Consider the following 17,189-nt stretch of genomic DNA (forward strand, 5'->3'; position numbering starts at 1 on the left):
TTGCAGAGTGATCTATGATTTACAAGGGCAAGCCAATATGTCACCTGTTGTGGGCTTGTTATATTCCGCTGTAAAAGAGAACAGCCAACGACTTATGTCCATTACTGACGGCATGTCACAGATTACATAGGACCTGACCATAAAACAAATAGCACTTCTCAGCTTATCAAACATATTACCTATGTTGATCTAAATTGGATTTATAGAATAAAGAAACAAGCACTCCCTCCGTCATTATCAGAACAATATGGTCCCATGATCGATAAAAATAATAAGCTTCCTATGGTTAAGGGGGTGTCGTTGAACACACTAATGTATAACTATGAAAACGTACTACATATGTTGGAAGATGCATGTACACAATTAATCGATGCGGATCTAGACAAAGTTGTTAATTTTGGTCATGAAAAAGAGAAGCAAGCAACAATACGATGGGGTATATGGCATATAGCTGACCATAGCCGCTATCACAGGCTCATATTAATCAGCTTCGAAAATGGTTCATACCCAAATCATTTGAACTAGGAAGGAGAATGGTAAGAGAATGAAGCAGAATAGTGATAAAGAACGAAAAATTGCCATTGTAACGGGTGCTTCTCGTCTTCAGGGAATTGGTGCATCGGTATGCTTAGCCTTAGCGAGCAAAGGAATGGATGTGTTTTTCACCTATTGGTCCGATTATGATCGGGATATGCCATGGGGCATTAAATCAAATGAACCTCAATTACTACATAATCAGATTATAGAATACGGTGTGCGCTGTGAGAAACTAGAAATCAACCTAGCAGATCCATTAGCATCTGCTAAACTCTTAGATGCTGTTGAGGACAAATTAGGGAAGCCGCATATTCTAATTAACAATGCTACCTATTCCGTTGATGTTGGTCACGATGCTTTAACTGCTGAAATAATAGATAAGCATTATGAAGTGAATATACGTGGAACCATGTTACTAAGTGCGACATTTGCTAATCGTTTTAGCTATTCAAGTGGAGGGCGAATTATTAATTTAACTTCTGGTCAATCGCTGGGGCCGATGGTTGGGAATATAGCGTATGCTACCACAAAAGGAGCAATAGATACATTTACTTTAACTTTATCAGCGGAAGTGGCTTCGAAAGGGATTACAGTAAACGCGGTAAATCCGGGTCCGACAGATACAGGATGGATGACGGATGAGGTAAAAGAAATGATTTTGTTAAAATCTCCAACGGGCAGAATCGGCATGCCGTTATATACGGCAAGATTAATCACTTTTCTCGCAAGTGACGAAGCGGAATGGATTACCGGACAAATCATTCACTCCGAAGGTGGATTCCAACGAGGTTGAAGAGGAAAGACATAGCTTTTAATTTCACACAAAACTTTTTTCGGAAATCGAGGGTTAATGATACGGGAGGGTTTAGATGAAGGACATTCAAGCTGTGTTTATCGACCGTGATGGGACAATAGGTGGTACAGGTCATTTTGTACATCCAAGTAACTTTAAACAGTATGAAGGTGCTCAGGAAGCGATCAACCGGTTGAAGCAAGCAGGGTACAAGGTGTTTGCTTTTACTAATCAGCATAGAATCTCACGCAGTGAAGCAACAATAGAAGAATTCAGACTTGAATTCGAAAATTACGGATTTGATGATTCTTATATCTGTCCTCATAGTGAACAGGATCAGTGTAATTGTAGGAAACCTAAACCTGGTATGTTGCAAGATGCGGCCTTAAAGCATCAATTAGACTTATCTAGGTGTGTAGTGATTGGTGATGTAGGGGAAACAGATATGCTAGCAGCTCATGCAGTGGGGGCAACTAAAATTCTGGTGAAAACGGGTTGGGGTGAATCATCTCTGTCAGATTACAGACATAAATGGCAAGAAGCCGAACCAGATTATATAGCGGAGCATATGAATGATGCAGTGGAATGGATACTAAATATGCGTAACTAATAAACTCTTGAAGGAGTTATATCTTTGAAGAAATATACCGAAATCGGAATCGGGAATACTTGGTTTGTTAGAACAGAGATTGAACACGACGATGGATCGGAGAGTGAAGTGAAAGGATTCATAAAACCGTTCAAAATGAAATCGGTATATCTTCGGGTTTGGATGGGTACGAACGTCTTGATCCTAGATACCAAGGAAGGCATGAAGTTAGCTAAGAAGGATAGAAGAAAATTCAAATTAATGATTGGATTCTCTGGATTATAGGAATGCTCCATCACACAAAAATCGTAATATATAGAAACCGATAAAACTAGGAGCCGAAATGGATGAGGAAAATTTTTATCGTAGGAATTGTTGCTAGCGGTAAAACAACGCTAGCAAAGCAATTATCAAAGGACATGAATATATCTTGGTATGAACTGGATTCTATCGTTTATCACCAGACAGCAGATCTTAGGGTTAAACGAACACCCGATGAGCAGCTTGAGGTAATTATGGATATTGACCGAAGAGGACCCTGGATATTAGAAGGTATAGATAGAGAATCATATCGTAGTGTATTTGACATGGCTGATACTATTATTTTTCTTGATCCTCCATTATGGAAGCGTAAGATCAGGATTTTTACTAGGTTCCTAAAACAGAAACTACATATTGAACAGTGCCATTACAAAGCAGATCTAGCCATGTTAAAGATGATGTATAAATGGACAAGAGATTTCGAGAAAAATAGAGATGTTTTTGAAGCAAATGTAAGCTTATATAATCATAAACTTATCAGATTAACGGATACTAAAGATTATAAACAGCTTATAACAATGGATTTGTGCTAGGCAATCTTGCTATATGGGAGTTGGCTTATGAATATCGTTCTGATAGGTATGTCTGGAGCTGGTAAAAGTACCTTAGGAGTATTACTCGCAAAAGCGTTAGGAATGAATTATATAGACACGGATATTGTCATACAAAATCAGGATGGCAGGTTATTACAAGATATCCTTGCTGAGGATGGTATCTCTACCTTTATGGAGATCGAAGAGTTGGTTGTGTCTGAGTTAGAACTAGAAAATTGCATCATATCTACCGGTGGAAGTGTTATATATTCCGAAAAAGCCATGAATGTCCTTAAACAAGGTGGACAGATTATTTATTTACAACTTCCCTATGAAGAAGTGGAAAGAAGACTAAGTGATATAACAAATAGAGGAATTGTGATAAAGGAAGGGAAATGTCTGAAGGATGTTTTTGAAGAAAGGGTTCCTTTGTATATCAGGTATAGTGATACAATTCTGGATTGCTCAAATAAAAGTATAGAAGATTGTGTAAGTGAATTAATTGGGATCATTCATGAATAACGCTGTGACCTAAATAAGGGTTTAACTTTGAATCAATTGACCGGGGGAATAACGAATGAAGCATTTTTTAACATTAAGGGATTTAAATCAAGAAGAAATATTAGAACTATTTAATATGACAGACCAAATAAAAAACGGGGATTCCAAAAGGGTTTTAGAAGGGAAGACGTTCGCTTTATTCTTTCCGAATACGAGTATAAGGACCAGGATAACATTTGAAAAAGGAATCAAAGAGCTTGGCGGGGAATGTATTCTTTTCCCTCCAGAGTCACTGGACAAAAAGGAGAAACTCTCGGATGTAATAAGATATCTGAATCAGTGGATCGATGGAGTGATCATCCGTCACCCTAGTTTTGTGGTTATGAATGATTTAGCGGAACATGCAAGAATCCCTATTATTAATGCAATGTCATCAGAAAATCATCCATGTGAAATTGTTGCTGATCTATATTCCATCCGAAATATGAAGCCTAACTTTCAAGAGCTTACCTTCACCTTTGTCGGTCCGCAGGGGAATATTCTAAATTCATGGATCGAGATAGCAAGCGTATTTGATCTTACGTTACAGCACGTTTGCAGCCCAGAAAATAGGGTCCGTATGGACGAACAGAATTATCAGTTTTCAGTGGAGCTTGAAGATAAACTCGTGGGTAGTGATGTTGTTCTTACTGATTCGCTTCCTCCCGAATTCCAAACCGATGATTATATTGAAAAATATCAAATAAATCTAGAAAGAATGCTACTTACGAATCAAGGTGCGCTTCTCAATCCTTGTCCCCCCTTCGATCGAAATCAAGAAGTGAGTGAAGATGTAATGCAGTCTGATTACTTTGTCGGGCATTCTTTTAAGAAAAATTTGTTATATGTTCAACAAGCCATTATCATTCGTTCTTTGGGTTTACCCGTAGAAAACAATAAATGATTGTTATAAGGAAGGACAACGCCAATTTAAGAAAGAAGTGAGATCATATGAATATTTTATTTTTATGTACTGACAACTATACTCGCAGCGTTATTGCAGAGTTTTTCGCAAAGAATTATCTGAATACGAATCACATTACTGATATCACCGTTGCTTCGGCTGGGGTTAGGGCCAGTAGTGATATCAGCAGCTATTCAGACCTTCATTTTCAGGTGATGAGAGATATGGACATTGATGTTTCGCAGTGTAAGAGAACACAATTCGGAGAAAAGTCATTCGAGGATTATGATTTTATTATTGGGATGAGTGAATTACATAGAGACTTTGTAAGAAATGAGTACAATCGAGACATTTATCTGTTTAATGAAGTTTATAAAAGTCAAAATACTCCTGTAAACATAGGGGCTCCTGATGAGGAAGGTTTTGAAGAGAAGATGAGGGAATTAATCCAATATTTCAATAACGCTGTACCTGTTGTGATAAAAAATTTAAAGAATTATCAGAATTAGGGGCAAAAGCAAAGGAAGTCAGATAAGCAATTGTTAGCTTGCACGTCATTGAACCTCTAACTCAGGAGAAAAAGAAAGGTGGTTGCTGCTTGAGTAAACGCTCAGAAAGTATTGTTTTATCCATTCTCGCGTTTCTCATCCTTAGTGGACTTATCATATCAGAGATAAATTCACGCACATCATTTAAAGAACTAGTTATAGATCAGATTGGTGACTCACATGGTTCACAAGAAATCTTTTCGATATATATTACAGAGGGGGAAGGTATTTTACATAATACATCAATTGAGATAACGGACCTGGAAACCATAAATAAGGTAATGAATGTTTTTGCGGAGCTCAAATTGAAGAGAACCAACAGCGAAAATCCTATTTTTCAGGATAAATATTACAGAGTAAGGATTCAACCAGATAACGGCCCAACGCTTAGTGTGATATTTGCGGATGATAAAATAATGAATATAAGTAGTAGTTTCAATTCTAAAAAGAAACACCATTGGACTTATGAAGCGGTGGGTGGTTTTGACATATCGACCATACAAGCAATGTTAAAATAAATAACAATACCTCAGAAATTTGATAAAAATGTTTACCCATGAAATGGTTTTATATATAATGATCATAATCATAATAAATGCGATGAAGAGAAGAGTAGATAAATGAATTCTTGTACAGAGAACTCCGGCAGCTGAAAAGGAGAGAAGAATTCCTTATTGAACAAAGACTCAGAGCAGCTCATCGGAAACTTTACTTTGTAGTGGATGGTGTGCCAGGAGCTCCTGTTATAGAGCTAGAGTATACGTATTTTTAATACCGTACTCGATGAGGCTAATATGGCGACATATTAGCAAATTTGGGGTGGTACCGCGAGTATAATAATCTCGTCCCTAAGACTTGCCGTCTTGGGGGTGGGATTTTTTTATTGTTATACACTGTTATATAGAGATAAAATGTGAGAAACACACACCAAATCGTATGGTTTGAATAGTTAACTAGAAGACCATTTGAAAGGATTGAATAACGTATGTCAGAGAAACTTAAAGTAGGTATTGTTGGTGGAACAGGTATGGTGGGTCAGCGTTTTGTTCAATTGCTGGACGGTCATCCTTGGTTTGAAGTAACTTCGATTGCAGCAAGCAGCAACTCTGCAGGGAAAACCTATGAGGAATCTGTAAACGGAAGATGGAAGCTTGCAACACCCATTCCGGAGAACGTAAAACAAATTGTCGTTCAAGATGCATCGAAAGTGGAGCAGGTTGCTCAGGATGTAGACTTTATTTTCTGCGCAGTAGACATGAAGAAAGACGAAATTAAGGCATTAGAAGAAGCTTACGCAAAAACAGGTACGCCTGTCATTTCGAATAATTCAGCTCATCGCTGGACGCCTGACATTCCTATGGTTATTCCTGAGCTCAATCCAGAGCATATTGAAGTAATCGAAGCACAAAGAAAACGCCTAGGAACTTCGACAGGATTTATTGCTGTGAAACCAAACTGCTCTATTCAAAGTTATGTTCCTGCACTCCATGCTTTGCTTGATTTCAAACCAACGAATGTGGTTGCTTCTACTTATCAAGCGATTTCGGGAGCAGGCAAAAACTTTACGGATTGGCCGGATATGCTGGATAACGTAATCCCGTATATCGGTGGTGAAGAAGAAAAAAGTGAACAAGAACCGCTTCGGATATGGGGCAGTGTTCAAAATGGAGAGATTGTAAAAGCAAGCTCGCCATTGATTACAACACAGTGTATCCGCGTTCCTGTAACAGACGGTCATTTAGCTACTGTATTTGCTTCGTTCGAGAATAAGCCATCAAAAGAGGAAATTCTGAACCGCTGGAAACAGTTTAAAGGTCGTCCGCAAGAGCTGGGTCTTCCAAGCGCGCCAAAACAGTTCATTACTTATTTTGAAGAAGAAAATAGACCGCAGACGAAGCTCGATCGTGATATTGAACGTGGTATGGGTGTCTCCGTGGGAAGATTACGCGAAGACTCGATTTATGACTTTAAATTTGTCGGACTATCACATAACACATTACGCGGTGCTGCCGGTGGCGCTGTTCTGATCGCGGAACTGTTGAAAGCAGAAGGATACATTCAAGCAAAATAGGAATCATCTTAAGCTATGCTTTTAATCCATGTATAAAGTAATAGAGAAAAGAAGCCCGAGGTCATTGGGCTTCTTTTTTTTGTAACATTTTTATGATGCTTACTTCAATTTTAATTTAATGCTTTTAGCGGTGTAGACTACTTGCACTTTGCTCTTACTAGGCAAGCCTTTGATTTCTACGGAAGAGAATGAACCCTTTCGTTTGTCAAAAGTAATAATAGCGTCCCCATTTTTAGGAACATAATTGTTTGTGAAGGTAAGGCTCAATTTCCCGCCAAGCACAGCTTCTTTCTTTATTTTGAGTAAATCTTTCTTACTGCCAATCGTTAGTTTCGTGGTACTTTTGTCAGATTGTCTATAATTACCACCAATCTTCCATTGTCCATCTACATTTTCGCTAAGGATACCGCCGTTATTGGTTACACTTGCTGTACCAAATGCGGTCTTGGATGCACCTTCAAGCGTGCCCTGTTCAATAAGAGTCCCGCCGGAATATGTATTGTTGCCTTTGAGTTGTAATGTTCCAGTCCCTTTTTTAGTGAGTTTCCCTTTGCCGGAAATATTGTTGCTCCAGCTGTCTTCTGCATAAAACCCACCTTTTTTTGCATCCATCGTAACGGTTACATCTGTATCAAATGCACCATATCCGTCCGCAGCAGCAAAGAGGTTAAGTCGTCCCCAACCCTCTGGATCGTCCAGTACGGGGTATCCAGAAGCAAGTCCTGTTGTTGCTAGTACCCAGCGGCGCTGCGTATCATTTAGATAGGGAAGTCTCGTTTCGAGCAGTACTTCAGCACCTTTTGGAACTACGACTGGTGAAGTAGTCTTATTCGCTTTTTTAAATCCATAGGTTAGACGTTCTGTGTATTCTTTCTTATTTGTAGCAGGATTGCTATCATTTTCTGTTCCTATTGCTTCTTTTGTTAACAACAGATCATGTGATTCCTTATACGCTGCTTTTTTGAGCTCACGGTTGGCTGGATCTGATAAGATTGCCGCCGCGGTTGCTGTGGCCATAACACGCCCTCCCATTACATCCAGTGGTGAATGCATTCCTGCAACGATACGGTTATTCCCAAGCTCTGATGCACGGGTAAGCAGCTCCTGATAACGTTCTGGTACCGCATAGGCTAGAGCAAAGGCACTAAGATAGGCAGCGTTGGTATGACCACTAGGGAAACCGCCGTCTTTCGTGGGATCTGCATTTTGCACAGGGATCAGTGTTGGAAGGACGACTGAATTATTAACCCAGCGGAAGGGACGAGGATAACTAAAATAGCTTTTCGCCGGATTGGTCGATGAATATTGGCCCCGAAGCGTATTCACCAAGTTCACCATATTACCGAGTTCGGACTCAGGATCTCCTGCATTATTTCCTTCATCACTATACTTTTTAGTCGTGGCATCTGCGGCTACATCTTGAATGGTTGTCGTTGCCTTTGCCTTAGAACGGTAGATATCAGCTAGTGACCCAAGACCATCGATTACACTGTAGCTCTGATTCCTGCGATCATCTAAATAGGCCTCTTTTTCCTCATTTGCGGTGCGTCGAAGCGACGTATTGACCACCTTTTGAATATTCAGACCCAGCACGCTATGATCCAGTATGGTCCCTGTGTTCCAAGAATCACCGGGAGTCCAAAGTTTATTGAATTCTGAAAGGAGACCTATCGTTGGATTGGTAGTCACGGTATTGTTATCCGCCACGTTATTTTTATATTGATCCACAAAATGGCCCCAAGCAGGAGCTGCCGGGGGATTAACATTTGTAATCGCTGCACTAGCGCTGGCGTAACTACCACCAAGAGAACTTAAAAGTATGCTCATAGATAATACTGCGACAGATACAGGTGTCTTTTTCTTGTTCATTTTATAAACCGATCCTCTCTTCATTCCATTTTATTGTAATATCATCCTTTTATCATGGTATCTTTGGTTTGTTAACTAAAGTAAGCATGTATGTAATTTTATTGTTAGGAAAAGAAACCATGTTTTTAAGTAGAAAAAGAAACTATCTCTTTAAATAGAAAAAAGTGCTGAAGTAGGCAGAGTTGTTTTGCTTACATTCAGCACTTATGGTTTTTAAGATATCACTTCGATATGAGTGATAATTATATTAAAAAATAGACATGAACTTATCTAGTATTCCTGTAATATCAAGAAAGACGATGATGATTACGATAGGAATGATATACCTCATAATAAAGAACCAAATTTGAAATGCTTTTCCGCCTAAGCGTGAATGCTGTAATAATTCTTCGCGCAGCGTGCTTTTCTTAATCTTTTGGGTCACAAAAATGGAGATTAAAAATACACCAAGTGGCATTAAGATATTACTAACTAGATAGTCCGCAGAATCAAATATCGTTTTTGAGAAGATCAAGAGATCTGACAGTACACTGTAAGATAAAGCCGAAGGAACCCCTACGATTAAGATGAGAGCACCGACAAGATACGCATACTTTGTTCTGTTTTCTTCCTTCCCTTTCACAACGGAGGCGACGATAATTTCTAACATGGAAAAGGCCGAAGTTAGGGTAGCGAATAGAAATAATGCTAAGAAACCAATTAAGAAAGCTTCTCCAAAAATAATCTGATCAAAAACTGCCGGTAAGACGACAAATAGCAGCCCTGGTCCCTCAGCCGGTTCTAATCCTAGAGAAAATACCACTGGGAAAATAGCTAACCCTGCCAATAGCGCTATCAGTAAATTCATCGATACAATGGAAATGGCAGGCTGAATTAAGCTTTCTTTTTTAGACAGATATGAACTGTAGGTAACCATTACCGATACACCGACACTTAAAGAGAAGAAGGCCTGTCCCATCGCGAATAGAATACTTTCAGAAGTGATATTCGAGAAGTCGGGTGCTAGAAAGAATTTCACACCTTCAACCGCGTTAGGCAGGGTAAGCGAGCGAATGATCAGGATCAAGAATAATACAAATAAAGCAGGCATCAATATTTTGCTGACTTTTTCGATTCCATTTTGAATTCCTTTTGCGACGACGAGAACAGTAAACGCGAGGAATATGAATTGAGCAGCAATCACGAGAGTAGAGTTTCCAATCGTTTGATTAAAAACAGAAGTATAATCTGCACCCTCACTTATAATTCCGCCAAACAACCCTTTAACAAAATAGATCACGATCCAGCCGCCAATCACACTATAAAAAGATAGTAATAAGAAACAAGTGAATACCCCTAATTTCCCAATCCAATGCCATTTCGTGTGGGGAGCGATACTACGGTAGGCACTGATAGCTTCTTTTTGTGTGCTGCGTCCAATCACAAACTCTGCTAACAATAAGGGGAAACCCATGAATAACGAAAATAGAATGAATAGTAGAAAAAATGCGCCTCCTCCGCTTATGCCCGTGACATAAGGAAGTTTCCATATCGCGCCTACGCCAATGGCTGACCCTGCTGCTGATAAAATAAATCCGATCTTCGATGACCACTGCTCCGATGTTTGCATGTTAATCAATCCAATCTATTATTATTAGGTCTTCTACAGATGAAAGTAGAAAACAAAAAAGCCACGTCTCTATCTATAATAGATAGGGACGTGGCTAATCACGCGGTACCACCCTAATTGGAAGCAAATAATTGCTTCCCACTTGAGAAAATAACGGTTTCCTCCGTCTTTATACTGCGATTTAAAATGCAGCATAAAAAAGCTCCAAGAATGAAATTCACCAAATCTATGTATCAGTTTCCACCAACCACTGATTCTCTGTAAACAGGGAGACCGGCTTAATAAAGTTCTCTTCGTTGCTTATGTCGTATTTATAATAATAGTCGAAATTATATTATGGGAATTCCCAGCGGTCAAGTATTTTTTGGTCCGCCTTGTGAGATGAACGTTTGTTTACTGTTTTAACTTAATGGGTAAATTGATGGTACAAGCAAGAAAATACAAAAGAATGAGGTATCAAAACAATGAAAAAACAACTAGCATTATTGAGTGCAGCAGCAATTATTGTCTTAGGTGGATGTGGAAGTGAGTCAGCTGAATCATCTGATCCAAACACAAATCAGACCCCAACGGAGCAAAATCAAACGGGTCAAACGGGGACGGAACAAAATGATACGCATCAAGGGGATATGAATCACTCAAGTTCGGGAGAAGTTCCTAATGGTTTAGAAGAAGCCGAAAACCCAACCTATCCGGTTGGTAGTGAAGTGATCTTGAAAACCGACCACATGGAAGGTATGAATGGAGCAGAAGCAACCATTGTAGGTGCTTATGAAACAACTGCTTACGAAGTTTCTTATACCCCAACCACAGGTGGAGAATCTGTGAATAATCATAAATGGGTCATTCATGAAGAAATTAAAGACCTGACAAACGAAACGTTGAAAGATGGAACAGAAGTTACTTTAGAAGCAGATCACATGCCTGGAATGAAAGACGCACCTGCAGTCATTGATTCTTCAGAGATGACTACCGTGTATATGGTGGATTATACTCCAACAACGGGTGGAGAACCGGTAAAAAACCATAAATGGGTAACAGAAGAGGAACTTTCCGCAAAATAAATATGAATAATTCATTATATGATATTAAAATAAGCAACCTCTTATTGGTTTCCAAATGCCAAATAGGAGGTTGCTTTTTGTATAGTTCTATAAACGAATAGAAAAATGAAAAACATTACTAATACAAATGCGTATATACTAGAGATTGATATTAATGACATTTATTAACTAGTCATCGAAATGAAGAGTTATTTTTAGGAAAGAGGGGAATTACGAATGGGTTATAAGAATATTTTATTCGATCTAGATGGAACGCTTACCGATCCGAAGATTGGAATTACAAAATCAGTTAGCTATGCTCTAGACAAAATGGGAATAACAGTAGAAAGTTTGGATGAACTTGAGATATTTATTGGTCCCCCGTTAGCTGTTTCTTTTCAAGACTTTTACGGGTTTGATGAAGCGAAGACGAATACCGCGATTGAATACTATCGGGAATATTTTAAAGTAACGGGTCTTTACGAAAACGAAGTGTATACAGGAATAAAAGAGCTATTGGAGCTGCTGACTAAGGATACGAGCAATCGTCTTTTTGTAGCTACTTCGAAGCCGCAGGTTTTTGCCCAGCAGATCATAGATCACTTTGAACTCAGCTCGTATTTTGAATATGTTTGCGGCAGTGAGCTTAATGGAACGAGATCAGCCAAGGCGGAAATTATCGGTTATCTTCTAGAAAATTTTAATCTGAATCCTGGAGAAACCGTCATGATGGGAGACCGTAAACATGACATCATAGGAGCACAGCATCATGGTATTGCCTCCATAGCGGTTGGCTATGGGTTTGGTAGCAGAGAGGAACTTATCGATATTCAGCCTACGTATCTAGTACAAAGCATTCAAGAATTAGCTAAACTTCTTAATGCAGATCAGATCGTACACAGCTAAAAGGAAGTTCGAGCATACCTATATTAAGGAGGATACCTTTATGATTACCTATCAAAGATTGAAGGCAGAACAGGTCCAGAAATTAAAAGAGATTGATCGTTCTGAACATATTGACCTGATATACGAGATGGACCGTAATCATTTAATTGAGATTTCTGCGAATCATGAGTGTCCAAACTGGGATAAAGTACTTCTTCAAGAGATTGAACAACGGTACTTATTCGAGCTACATAACGGGGGAGCAGCAATCGGAGCTTTTGATGGGGATCGGTTAATTGGATTCGGAGTTCTTGCACACACGTTTAGAGGAAAGAACCTGGATCAACTTCAGGTGGACTTAATGTATGTTTCTAGGAAATACCGCAGACAGGGTGTTGGTACACGAATATTACAGGATTTAGCGGATGAAGCTAGAGCTAGAGGAGCCAAGACGTTATATATTTCCTCAACGGAAACAAGATCTGCGGTTTCTTTTTATAAAAGCAATGGCAGTATCCTAACTGACAAGTTGGATCAGGAGCTTTTTGATAAAGAACCTAAAGATATACATATGGTGATACAGCTGTAGTTTAAGAATTATAACTTACCTAATGACAAAAAAACCTCGAAATTTGAGGTTTTTTGTTGTAAAAAGATTCAAAATCTTGAGAAAACATCCTAGAAAATAAGTTAGAAAACGCTTACAATTACTTTTGAAACCAAGTGTGGATGATACAAGGTCCACCGAATAGGAGGATGAAAGATGTTGAAAGAGAAGAGATTAGGGAGGAAATTAATGACCGTATTACTCAGTGTATCTATGCTGCTATTGACGTTAGGTTCCGTAGGCAACTCGCCTGTTGAAGCTGCGCCTAGTTTTGCCAAGGGAGCAGATATAAGCTGGGTGGCAGGGATGGAAGCACAAGGGTATAAATGGAAAGACAAGAACGGAGTCACTAGAGATGTACTGGAAATTTTGAAAAATGATTATCAAATGAACTCTGTTCGTTTGCGTGTGTGGGTGAATCCCAATATGAGTGATTACGCAAGCGGTTACATGAATGCAGAGAAAGCATCTGAACTAGCCTTACGTGCAAAAAAACTAGGTATGAGTGTTATGCTTACCCTGCATTACAGTGATTCTTGGGCAGACCCAGGACAACAGAACAAACCTTATGCATGGCGTAATTATACATTTGAACAGTTAATGGATGCGGTGTGGTCCCATACGGTATATGTGATGAATACGATGAAGAGCAAAGGTGTTACACCGGATTGGGTGCAGATTGGTAACGAGACGAATGATGGGATGCTGTGGGATGACGGAAAAGCATCGGTGAACATGAAAAATTACGCATGGCTCGTAAATTCAGGGCATAATGCGGTTAAATCGGTTAGTAGCAGTACGAAGACCATCGTACATATAGCGAATGGCGATAACGGAACTGTACTGGATTGGAATATTGGAGGACTTGTTGCGAACGGAGCGAATTTCGATGCGGTTGGTTTATCCTTGTACCCGTCATCCACAGACTGGTCTAGCGCAGTAACAAAGACAGTAACAAATGCGAAACTGATGGTATCGAAATATGGGAAAGAGGTTCTCATGTCCGAAATTGGTATGGACTACAATCAACCTACGGAGGCCAAAAATTTCATTAGCAAAATAAAAACCGAGTTCCGTAATATCTCTGGAGGCAAAGGTTTAGGCGTATTTTATTGGGAGCCGCAAGCTACACCGGGATATAATGGGGGATACAATAAAGGAGCTTGGCAAGCGGATGGTAAACCAACCATTGCTTTAGATGGATTCTTGAATTAATAGTACACTTTATGTTTCTCAAACCGTTAGAACAGAGAGAAAGAGCCGCGATGAAACGCGGTTCTTTTTTGTTATCAAGCAATGAAACTGGCTATCACCCGATAGATCGTATAAAGTATAAGAATTACATAGATATGGCGATAAATCATAGGCTATAATTAGCTATAGGGATTATTCCTCTTACTACATATCAATAATAGGCCGAATCGCTTAAGAGAAAGGCTGATCGAACAAGAGAAGAGAGGGGGAATAATCGTTGGTTGAGATTGTAAGAGGCGATATTGCTTATGCTGCGGAGGATATCATTGGTCATCTAGTAAATTGTAAGGGAATTATGGGAGGCAGTATTGCAAAACAAATTAAAATAGAATATCCAGAAGCTTATTCTTCCTATATTACACTGACCAATAGTGAGATTTCACTATTAGGACAAGTCCAATTATTCAGACCAAAGGAAAGTTCATCGCAAATCTCTTTGGACAGAAATATTATAAAAGAGGTATATTACGCAAGAAGCAATCTTGTAATAAGAAAGCACTAGAAAAAGCATTAGTGGAACTTCGCCACTTTGCTGAGTCACATGAGTATTCTATTGCGTTACCTTATCGTATGAGCTTTAATCGAACGGGTACGGAGTACCGAGATATCCTCAAAATAATTCACCGGGTGTTCGCTGATTATCCGGTCACTCTATATTCTATTATTGATCTAGAAAATCACAGTGAAGAAGAGTGAATTACATACGCTCTCAGCAAGCTGCCATACATACATATAGCTTATTTCATCGTATGTTCCTTCATGAAGCCGTCATTTTGACGGCTTTTTGTTATTTTATATCGATGAGATGAAAGCAGAGGTTTGAATAGTTGATGGTACGATTTCGATATATCGATTTGTTACATCTTTTGCACAGGGGATTAATGGTAAAATAGATCCATCTAATATATTGGTTAGGATAGAGAGCAAATCATGAGCTTTTCCCTTAAACCAGCTAACTTGGAGACATATTACATAGTGATAGACAAGAAGACATCTTACAAGCTTGTCAGCAGCTGACAAAAGGAACATTTGAAATCTTTCTAGTAAAAAAAGAAGTACGTACTTCGCTGAAAAGGGTCACTGGCCAACGAACCTGACCTTACACTCGGACTATATGGATGCATATATAAGAGCGCGTCTTCCAGAACTGATTCCACTATTAGATGTTAACCGCCTATCTGTATTACAATCAGCCGTAGAACGTCTGAGTACCCTACTAGAACGTCACCTTCAAGCGAATGGTGTTGTAATCAATCGATTTCATGATGTTGAACACTTTGCCGCGTTTCTTAGAGAGTCATAAGTATAGAGGAATATTTTAGTCCTTTTCTTGCTGAAGAAGTGCATTAAGATACATAAAATAAGACCCTACTGGCTGAGTGTTAGTAGGGTCTTTTCTTTGCTTCTAAGATATCTCGTTTTTATTGTTACCTTTAACCAATAATGCCGTGAATATAAATGTTAATAAGACGATGATACCCGAACTTGCTATTTGTAAAAAGGCGTTAAGTGGTTCAGGGAATGTGATATATCGAAATATGATATCTTTAAAAATAAAAAATAAAACTTTGAAGATTCCCCAAAATACCAAAACACTAATTGTCCATTTTCTTATGTTGTTGATAATATCACCTATCTTTATTAACTTATTAAGTATTTAGCTATACTTTCTGCGACTTCTCCATTATCTTGGAAGTTTTTAATTAAATCAATATTTTCGGTCATCTTTTCCCTCTTTGATAGCTCACCTTGAGCAGGCGCTATGACGCTTGCTTTTGTTTTTTGACTGTATATGCAAACATCTATAATATAAAAACATGAATTACATAGGAGAGGAATTATACCATGACAAAAAAGATGTACTACGATTCTGCTTATCAGACGGAGTGGAAGACAAATATAGTTGAAACCATCGAGAGAGAAGATGGCTATGATGTTGTATTAGAAGAGACTGCTTTCTATCCGCACGGTGGTGGTCAACCATGTGACACAGGCTACATTCAGGGCATTCCGGTTCTTGATGTCGTAACTGATGGGGATCGTGTCTTACATAAGCTTGAACGTGTTCCGGAGGATCGTGCGGTATCATGTAAGATTGATTGGGACCGGCGATTTGATCATATGCAGCAGCATAGTGGACAGCATTTACTCTCTGCAGTATGTCTGGACTTGTATGAAATAAAGACCCTAAGCTTCCATTTAGGTGTTGATTATTGCACGATTGACGTGGAGATACCTGAACTGAAGGCTGATCAGCTTGAGACTATTGAGCACGAGGTGAACCGTCACATCTATCTAAATCATCCGATTCTCTCTTATTGGGTGGATGAGACAGAAGTGAAATCAATCAATCTAGTGAAACAACCTACCGTGAAGGATGATATTCGAATTGTAGAAATCAAAGATGTGGAATACAATGCATGCGGTGGAACACATGTCTCGTCAACAGGCGAAATCGGTATCATTAAGCTGATCAAAATGGAAAAACAGAAGGGTAACACTCGTATCTATTTTAAATGTGGATATAGGGCGCTAGAAGAGTTTAATGAATCACAGCGGATCCTAGGAGCCTTGTCCTCCCGATTCAAAACAGCGAAGGATGAGATTCTTCACCGTATAGAAAAATGGGAACAAGAGCAAAAACAACTACAAACGGAGCTTGCTCTGCTTAAAGAACAAAATAACGCGTATCTTGCAGCGCAATTGCTAAATAATGAAGACGGAAACCTTATTGCCGAAGTTTTTGAAGATAAAACAGTTAAGGACCTGCAAAGCTTGGCAAGCACACTGTCCACGCGCAGTCATGCTGCGATATTGCTGGCAACCAAGGCAGAGAATAAAGTGGTCTTATCACAGAGTAAGGAAGCAGGTCATTCCTGCGGTGCATTTTTCAAAGCTCACTTAGGAGCTTATAACGGAAAAGGCGGAGGCAGCGACATACTGGCTCAGGCAGGATTTTCAACTTGGGAGGATGCTCAAGCATTTTATGAATATTCCTCACAGGCCCTTAAAGGACAATAGAAAAAGAGTAAAGCAGGACAAGCCTAGAAGGGCTTGTCCTTTTTTGTGAGAGGATACTGCCACAT

General features: G+C 39.2%; 17 protein-coding genes, 1 pseudogene and 2 other annotated features. Of the genes and pseudogenes, 16 read left to right on the forward strand and 2 right to left on the reverse strand.

Annotated elements, in window-relative coordinates; all coding sequences use genetic code 11:
• Window positions 1–7: 7 nt before the first annotated feature.
• From ACWPWY_RS06665 to asd, 10 genes and pseudogenes are all read left to right on the forward strand, one after another.
• Window positions 8–548: pseudogene (locus ACWPWY_RS06665) on the forward strand (DinB family protein).
• The gene (locus ACWPWY_RS06670) at window positions 545–1,330 is read left to right on the forward strand and encodes an SDR family oxidoreductase (RefSeq protein ID WP_454190953.1); all 786 of its coding nucleotides are present in this window, start codon (window positions 545–547) and stop codon (window positions 1,328–1,330) included. Before ACWPWY_RS06665 ends, ACWPWY_RS06670 begins: the two are co-directional and overlap by 4 nt.
• Window positions 1,331–1,406: 76 nt before the next feature.
• On the forward strand, window positions 1,407–1,940 hold the full coding sequence (locus tag ACWPWY_RS06675) for an HAD-IIIA family hydrolase (RefSeq protein ID WP_454190954.1): 534 nt from the start codon (window positions 1,407–1,409) through the stop codon (window positions 1,938–1,940).
• Between the two features lie 24 nt (window positions 1,941–1,964).
• Window positions 1,965–2,204 carry a DUF3977 family protein gene (locus tag ACWPWY_RS06680; protein WP_454190955.1) on the forward strand — a complete coding sequence of 80 codons (240 nt, stop codon included), beginning with the start codon at window positions 1,965–1,967 and terminating at the stop codon, window positions 2,202–2,204.
• A gap of 62 nt (window positions 2,205–2,266) precedes the next feature.
• Complete coding sequence (locus tag ACWPWY_RS06685; RefSeq protein ID WP_454190956.1) at window positions 2,267–2,773, forward strand: hypothetical protein; 507 nt, start codon at window positions 2,267–2,269, stop codon at window positions 2,771–2,773.
• A gap of 27 nt (window positions 2,774–2,800) precedes the next feature.
• A complete protein-coding gene (locus ACWPWY_RS06690) occupies window positions 2,801–3,295 on the forward strand; it encodes a shikimate kinase (protein ID WP_454190957.1) in 495 nt (164 codons plus the stop codon).
• Between the two features lie 55 nt (window positions 3,296–3,350).
• Window positions 3,351–4,217: an ornithine carbamoyltransferase gene (locus ACWPWY_RS06695; protein ID WP_454190958.1), complete on the forward strand. Its 867-nt coding sequence runs from the start codon at window positions 3,351–3,353 to the stop codon at window positions 4,215–4,217.
• Between the two features lie 47 nt (window positions 4,218–4,264).
• Window positions 4,265–4,726, forward strand: a complete 462-nt coding sequence (locus ACWPWY_RS06700) for an arsenate reductase/protein-tyrosine-phosphatase family protein (protein ID WP_454190959.1) — start codon at window positions 4,265–4,267, stop codon at window positions 4,724–4,726.
• An 89-nt stretch (window positions 4,727–4,815) separates the two neighbouring features.
• Window positions 4,816–5,283, forward strand: a complete 468-nt coding sequence (locus tag ACWPWY_RS06705; protein WP_454190960.1) for a hypothetical protein — start codon at window positions 4,816–4,818, stop codon at window positions 5,281–5,283.
• Between the two features lie 73 nt (window positions 5,284–5,356).
• Window positions 5,357–5,618: a binding site (T-box leader), on the forward strand.
• A gap of 132 nt (window positions 5,619–5,750) precedes the next feature.
• Window positions 5,751–6,836: an aspartate-semialdehyde dehydrogenase gene (gene asd, locus ACWPWY_RS06710; RefSeq protein WP_454190961.1), complete on the forward strand. Its 1,086-nt coding sequence runs from the start codon at window positions 5,751–5,753 to the stop codon at window positions 6,834–6,836.
• A 99-nt stretch (window positions 6,837–6,935) separates the two neighbouring features.
• On the opposite strand, the gene ACWPWY_RS06715 is transcribed toward asd, so the two are convergent.
• Window positions 6,936–8,705, reverse strand: coding sequence for a phosphatase PAP2 family protein (locus ACWPWY_RS06715; protein ID WP_454190962.1), 1,770 nt, complete (start codon window positions 8,703–8,705; stop codon window positions 6,936–6,938).
• A gap of 247 nt (window positions 8,706–8,952) precedes the next feature.
• The gene (locus tag ACWPWY_RS06720; protein WP_454190963.1) at window positions 8,953–10,314 is read right to left on the reverse strand and encodes a sodium-dependent transporter; all 1,362 of its coding nucleotides are present in this window, start codon (window positions 10,312–10,314) and stop codon (window positions 8,953–8,955) included.
• Window positions 10,315–10,395: 81 nt separating this feature from the next.
• Window positions 10,396–10,620, reverse strand: a binding site (T-box leader).
• A gap of 158 nt (window positions 10,621–10,778) precedes the next feature.
• On the opposite strand from ACWPWY_RS06720, the gene ACWPWY_RS06725 reads away from it, so the two are divergent.
• The 6 genes from ACWPWY_RS06725 (at window position 10,779) to ACWPWY_RS06750 (ending at window position 17,124) form a co-directional block, all read left to right on the forward strand.
• A complete protein-coding gene (locus tag ACWPWY_RS06725) occupies window positions 10,779–11,378 on the forward strand; it encodes a DUF1541 domain-containing protein (protein WP_454190964.1) in 600 nt (199 codons plus the stop codon).
• A 216-nt stretch (window positions 11,379–11,594) separates the two neighbouring features.
• Window positions 11,595–12,263 (forward strand): HAD family hydrolase, encoded by a 669-nt coding sequence (locus ACWPWY_RS06730; RefSeq protein ID WP_454190965.1) that lies wholly within the window; start codon window positions 11,595–11,597, stop codon window positions 12,261–12,263.
• Between the two features lie 40 nt (window positions 12,264–12,303).
• Complete coding sequence (locus tag ACWPWY_RS06735; RefSeq protein WP_454190966.1) at window positions 12,304–12,831, forward strand: GNAT family N-acetyltransferase; 528 nt, start codon at window positions 12,304–12,306, stop codon at window positions 12,829–12,831.
• Window positions 12,832–13,038: 207 nt separating this feature from the next.
• Window positions 13,039–14,064 carry a glycoside hydrolase family 53 protein gene (locus ACWPWY_RS06740; protein ID WP_454192824.1) on the forward strand — a complete coding sequence of 342 codons (1,026 nt, stop codon included), beginning with the start codon at window positions 13,039–13,041 and terminating at the stop codon, window positions 14,062–14,064.
• A gap of 256 nt (window positions 14,065–14,320) precedes the next feature.
• Window positions 14,321–14,605: a hypothetical protein gene (locus ACWPWY_RS06745; RefSeq protein WP_454190967.1), complete on the forward strand. Its 285-nt coding sequence runs from the start codon at window positions 14,321–14,323 to the stop codon at window positions 14,603–14,605.
• 1,343 nt (window positions 14,606–15,948) lie between these two features.
• On the forward strand, window positions 15,949–17,124 hold the full coding sequence (locus ACWPWY_RS06750; RefSeq protein ID WP_454190968.1) for an alanyl-tRNA editing protein: 1,176 nt from the start codon (window positions 15,949–15,951) through the stop codon (window positions 17,122–17,124).
• The last annotated feature ends 65 nt before the right edge of the window (window positions 17,125–17,189 follow it).

This window comes from Paenibacillus sp. Marseille-Q7038, assembly GCF_965111595.1.

Bases quoted from the DNA above. Each gene is read 5' to 3' on its own strand.
- ACWPWY_RS06670 (WP_454190953.1), top strand. From the start codon at position 545: ATGAAGCAGAATAGTGATAAAGAACGAAAAATTGCCATTGTAACGGGT.
- ACWPWY_RS06675 (WP_454190954.1), top strand. From the start codon at position 1,407: ATGAAGGACATTCAAGCTGTGTTTATCGACCGTGATGGGACAATAGGT.
- ACWPWY_RS06685 (WP_454190956.1), top strand. From the start codon at position 2,267: ATGAGGAAAATTTTTATCGTAGGAATTGTTGCTAGCGGTAAAACAACG.
- ACWPWY_RS06690 (WP_454190957.1), top strand. From the start codon at position 2,801: ATGAATATCGTTCTGATAGGTATGTCTGGAGCTGGTAAAAGTACCTTA.
- ACWPWY_RS06695 (WP_454190958.1), top strand. From the start codon at position 3,351: ATGAAGCATTTTTTAACATTAAGGGATTTAAATCAAGAAGAAATATTA.
- ACWPWY_RS06700 (WP_454190959.1), top strand. From the start codon at position 4,265: ATGAATATTTTATTTTTATGTACTGACAACTATACTCGCAGCGTTATT.
- asd (WP_454190961.1), top strand. From the start codon at position 5,751: ATGTCAGAGAAACTTAAAGTAGGTATTGTTGGTGGAACAGGTATGGTG.
- ACWPWY_RS06715 (WP_454190962.1), bottom strand. From the start codon at position 8,705: ATGAACAAGAAAAAGACACCTGTATCTGTCGCAGTATTATCTATGAGC.
- ACWPWY_RS06720 (WP_454190963.1), bottom strand. From the start codon at position 10,314: ATGCAAACATCGGAGCAGTGGTCATCGAAGATCGGATTTATTTTATCA.
- ACWPWY_RS06725 (WP_454190964.1), top strand. From the start codon at position 10,779: ATGAAAAAACAACTAGCATTATTGAGTGCAGCAGCAATTATTGTCTTA.
- ACWPWY_RS06730 (WP_454190965.1), top strand. From the start codon at position 11,595: ATGGGTTATAAGAATATTTTATTCGATCTAGATGGAACGCTTACCGAT.
- ACWPWY_RS06735 (WP_454190966.1), top strand. From the start codon at position 12,304: ATGATTACCTATCAAAGATTGAAGGCAGAACAGGTCCAGAAATTAAAA.
- ACWPWY_RS06740 (WP_454192824.1), top strand. From the start codon at position 13,039: ATGACCGTATTACTCAGTGTATCTATGCTGCTATTGACGTTAGGTTCC.
- ACWPWY_RS06750 (WP_454190968.1), top strand. From the start codon at position 15,949: ATGACAAAAAAGATGTACTACGATTCTGCTTATCAGACGGAGTGGAAG.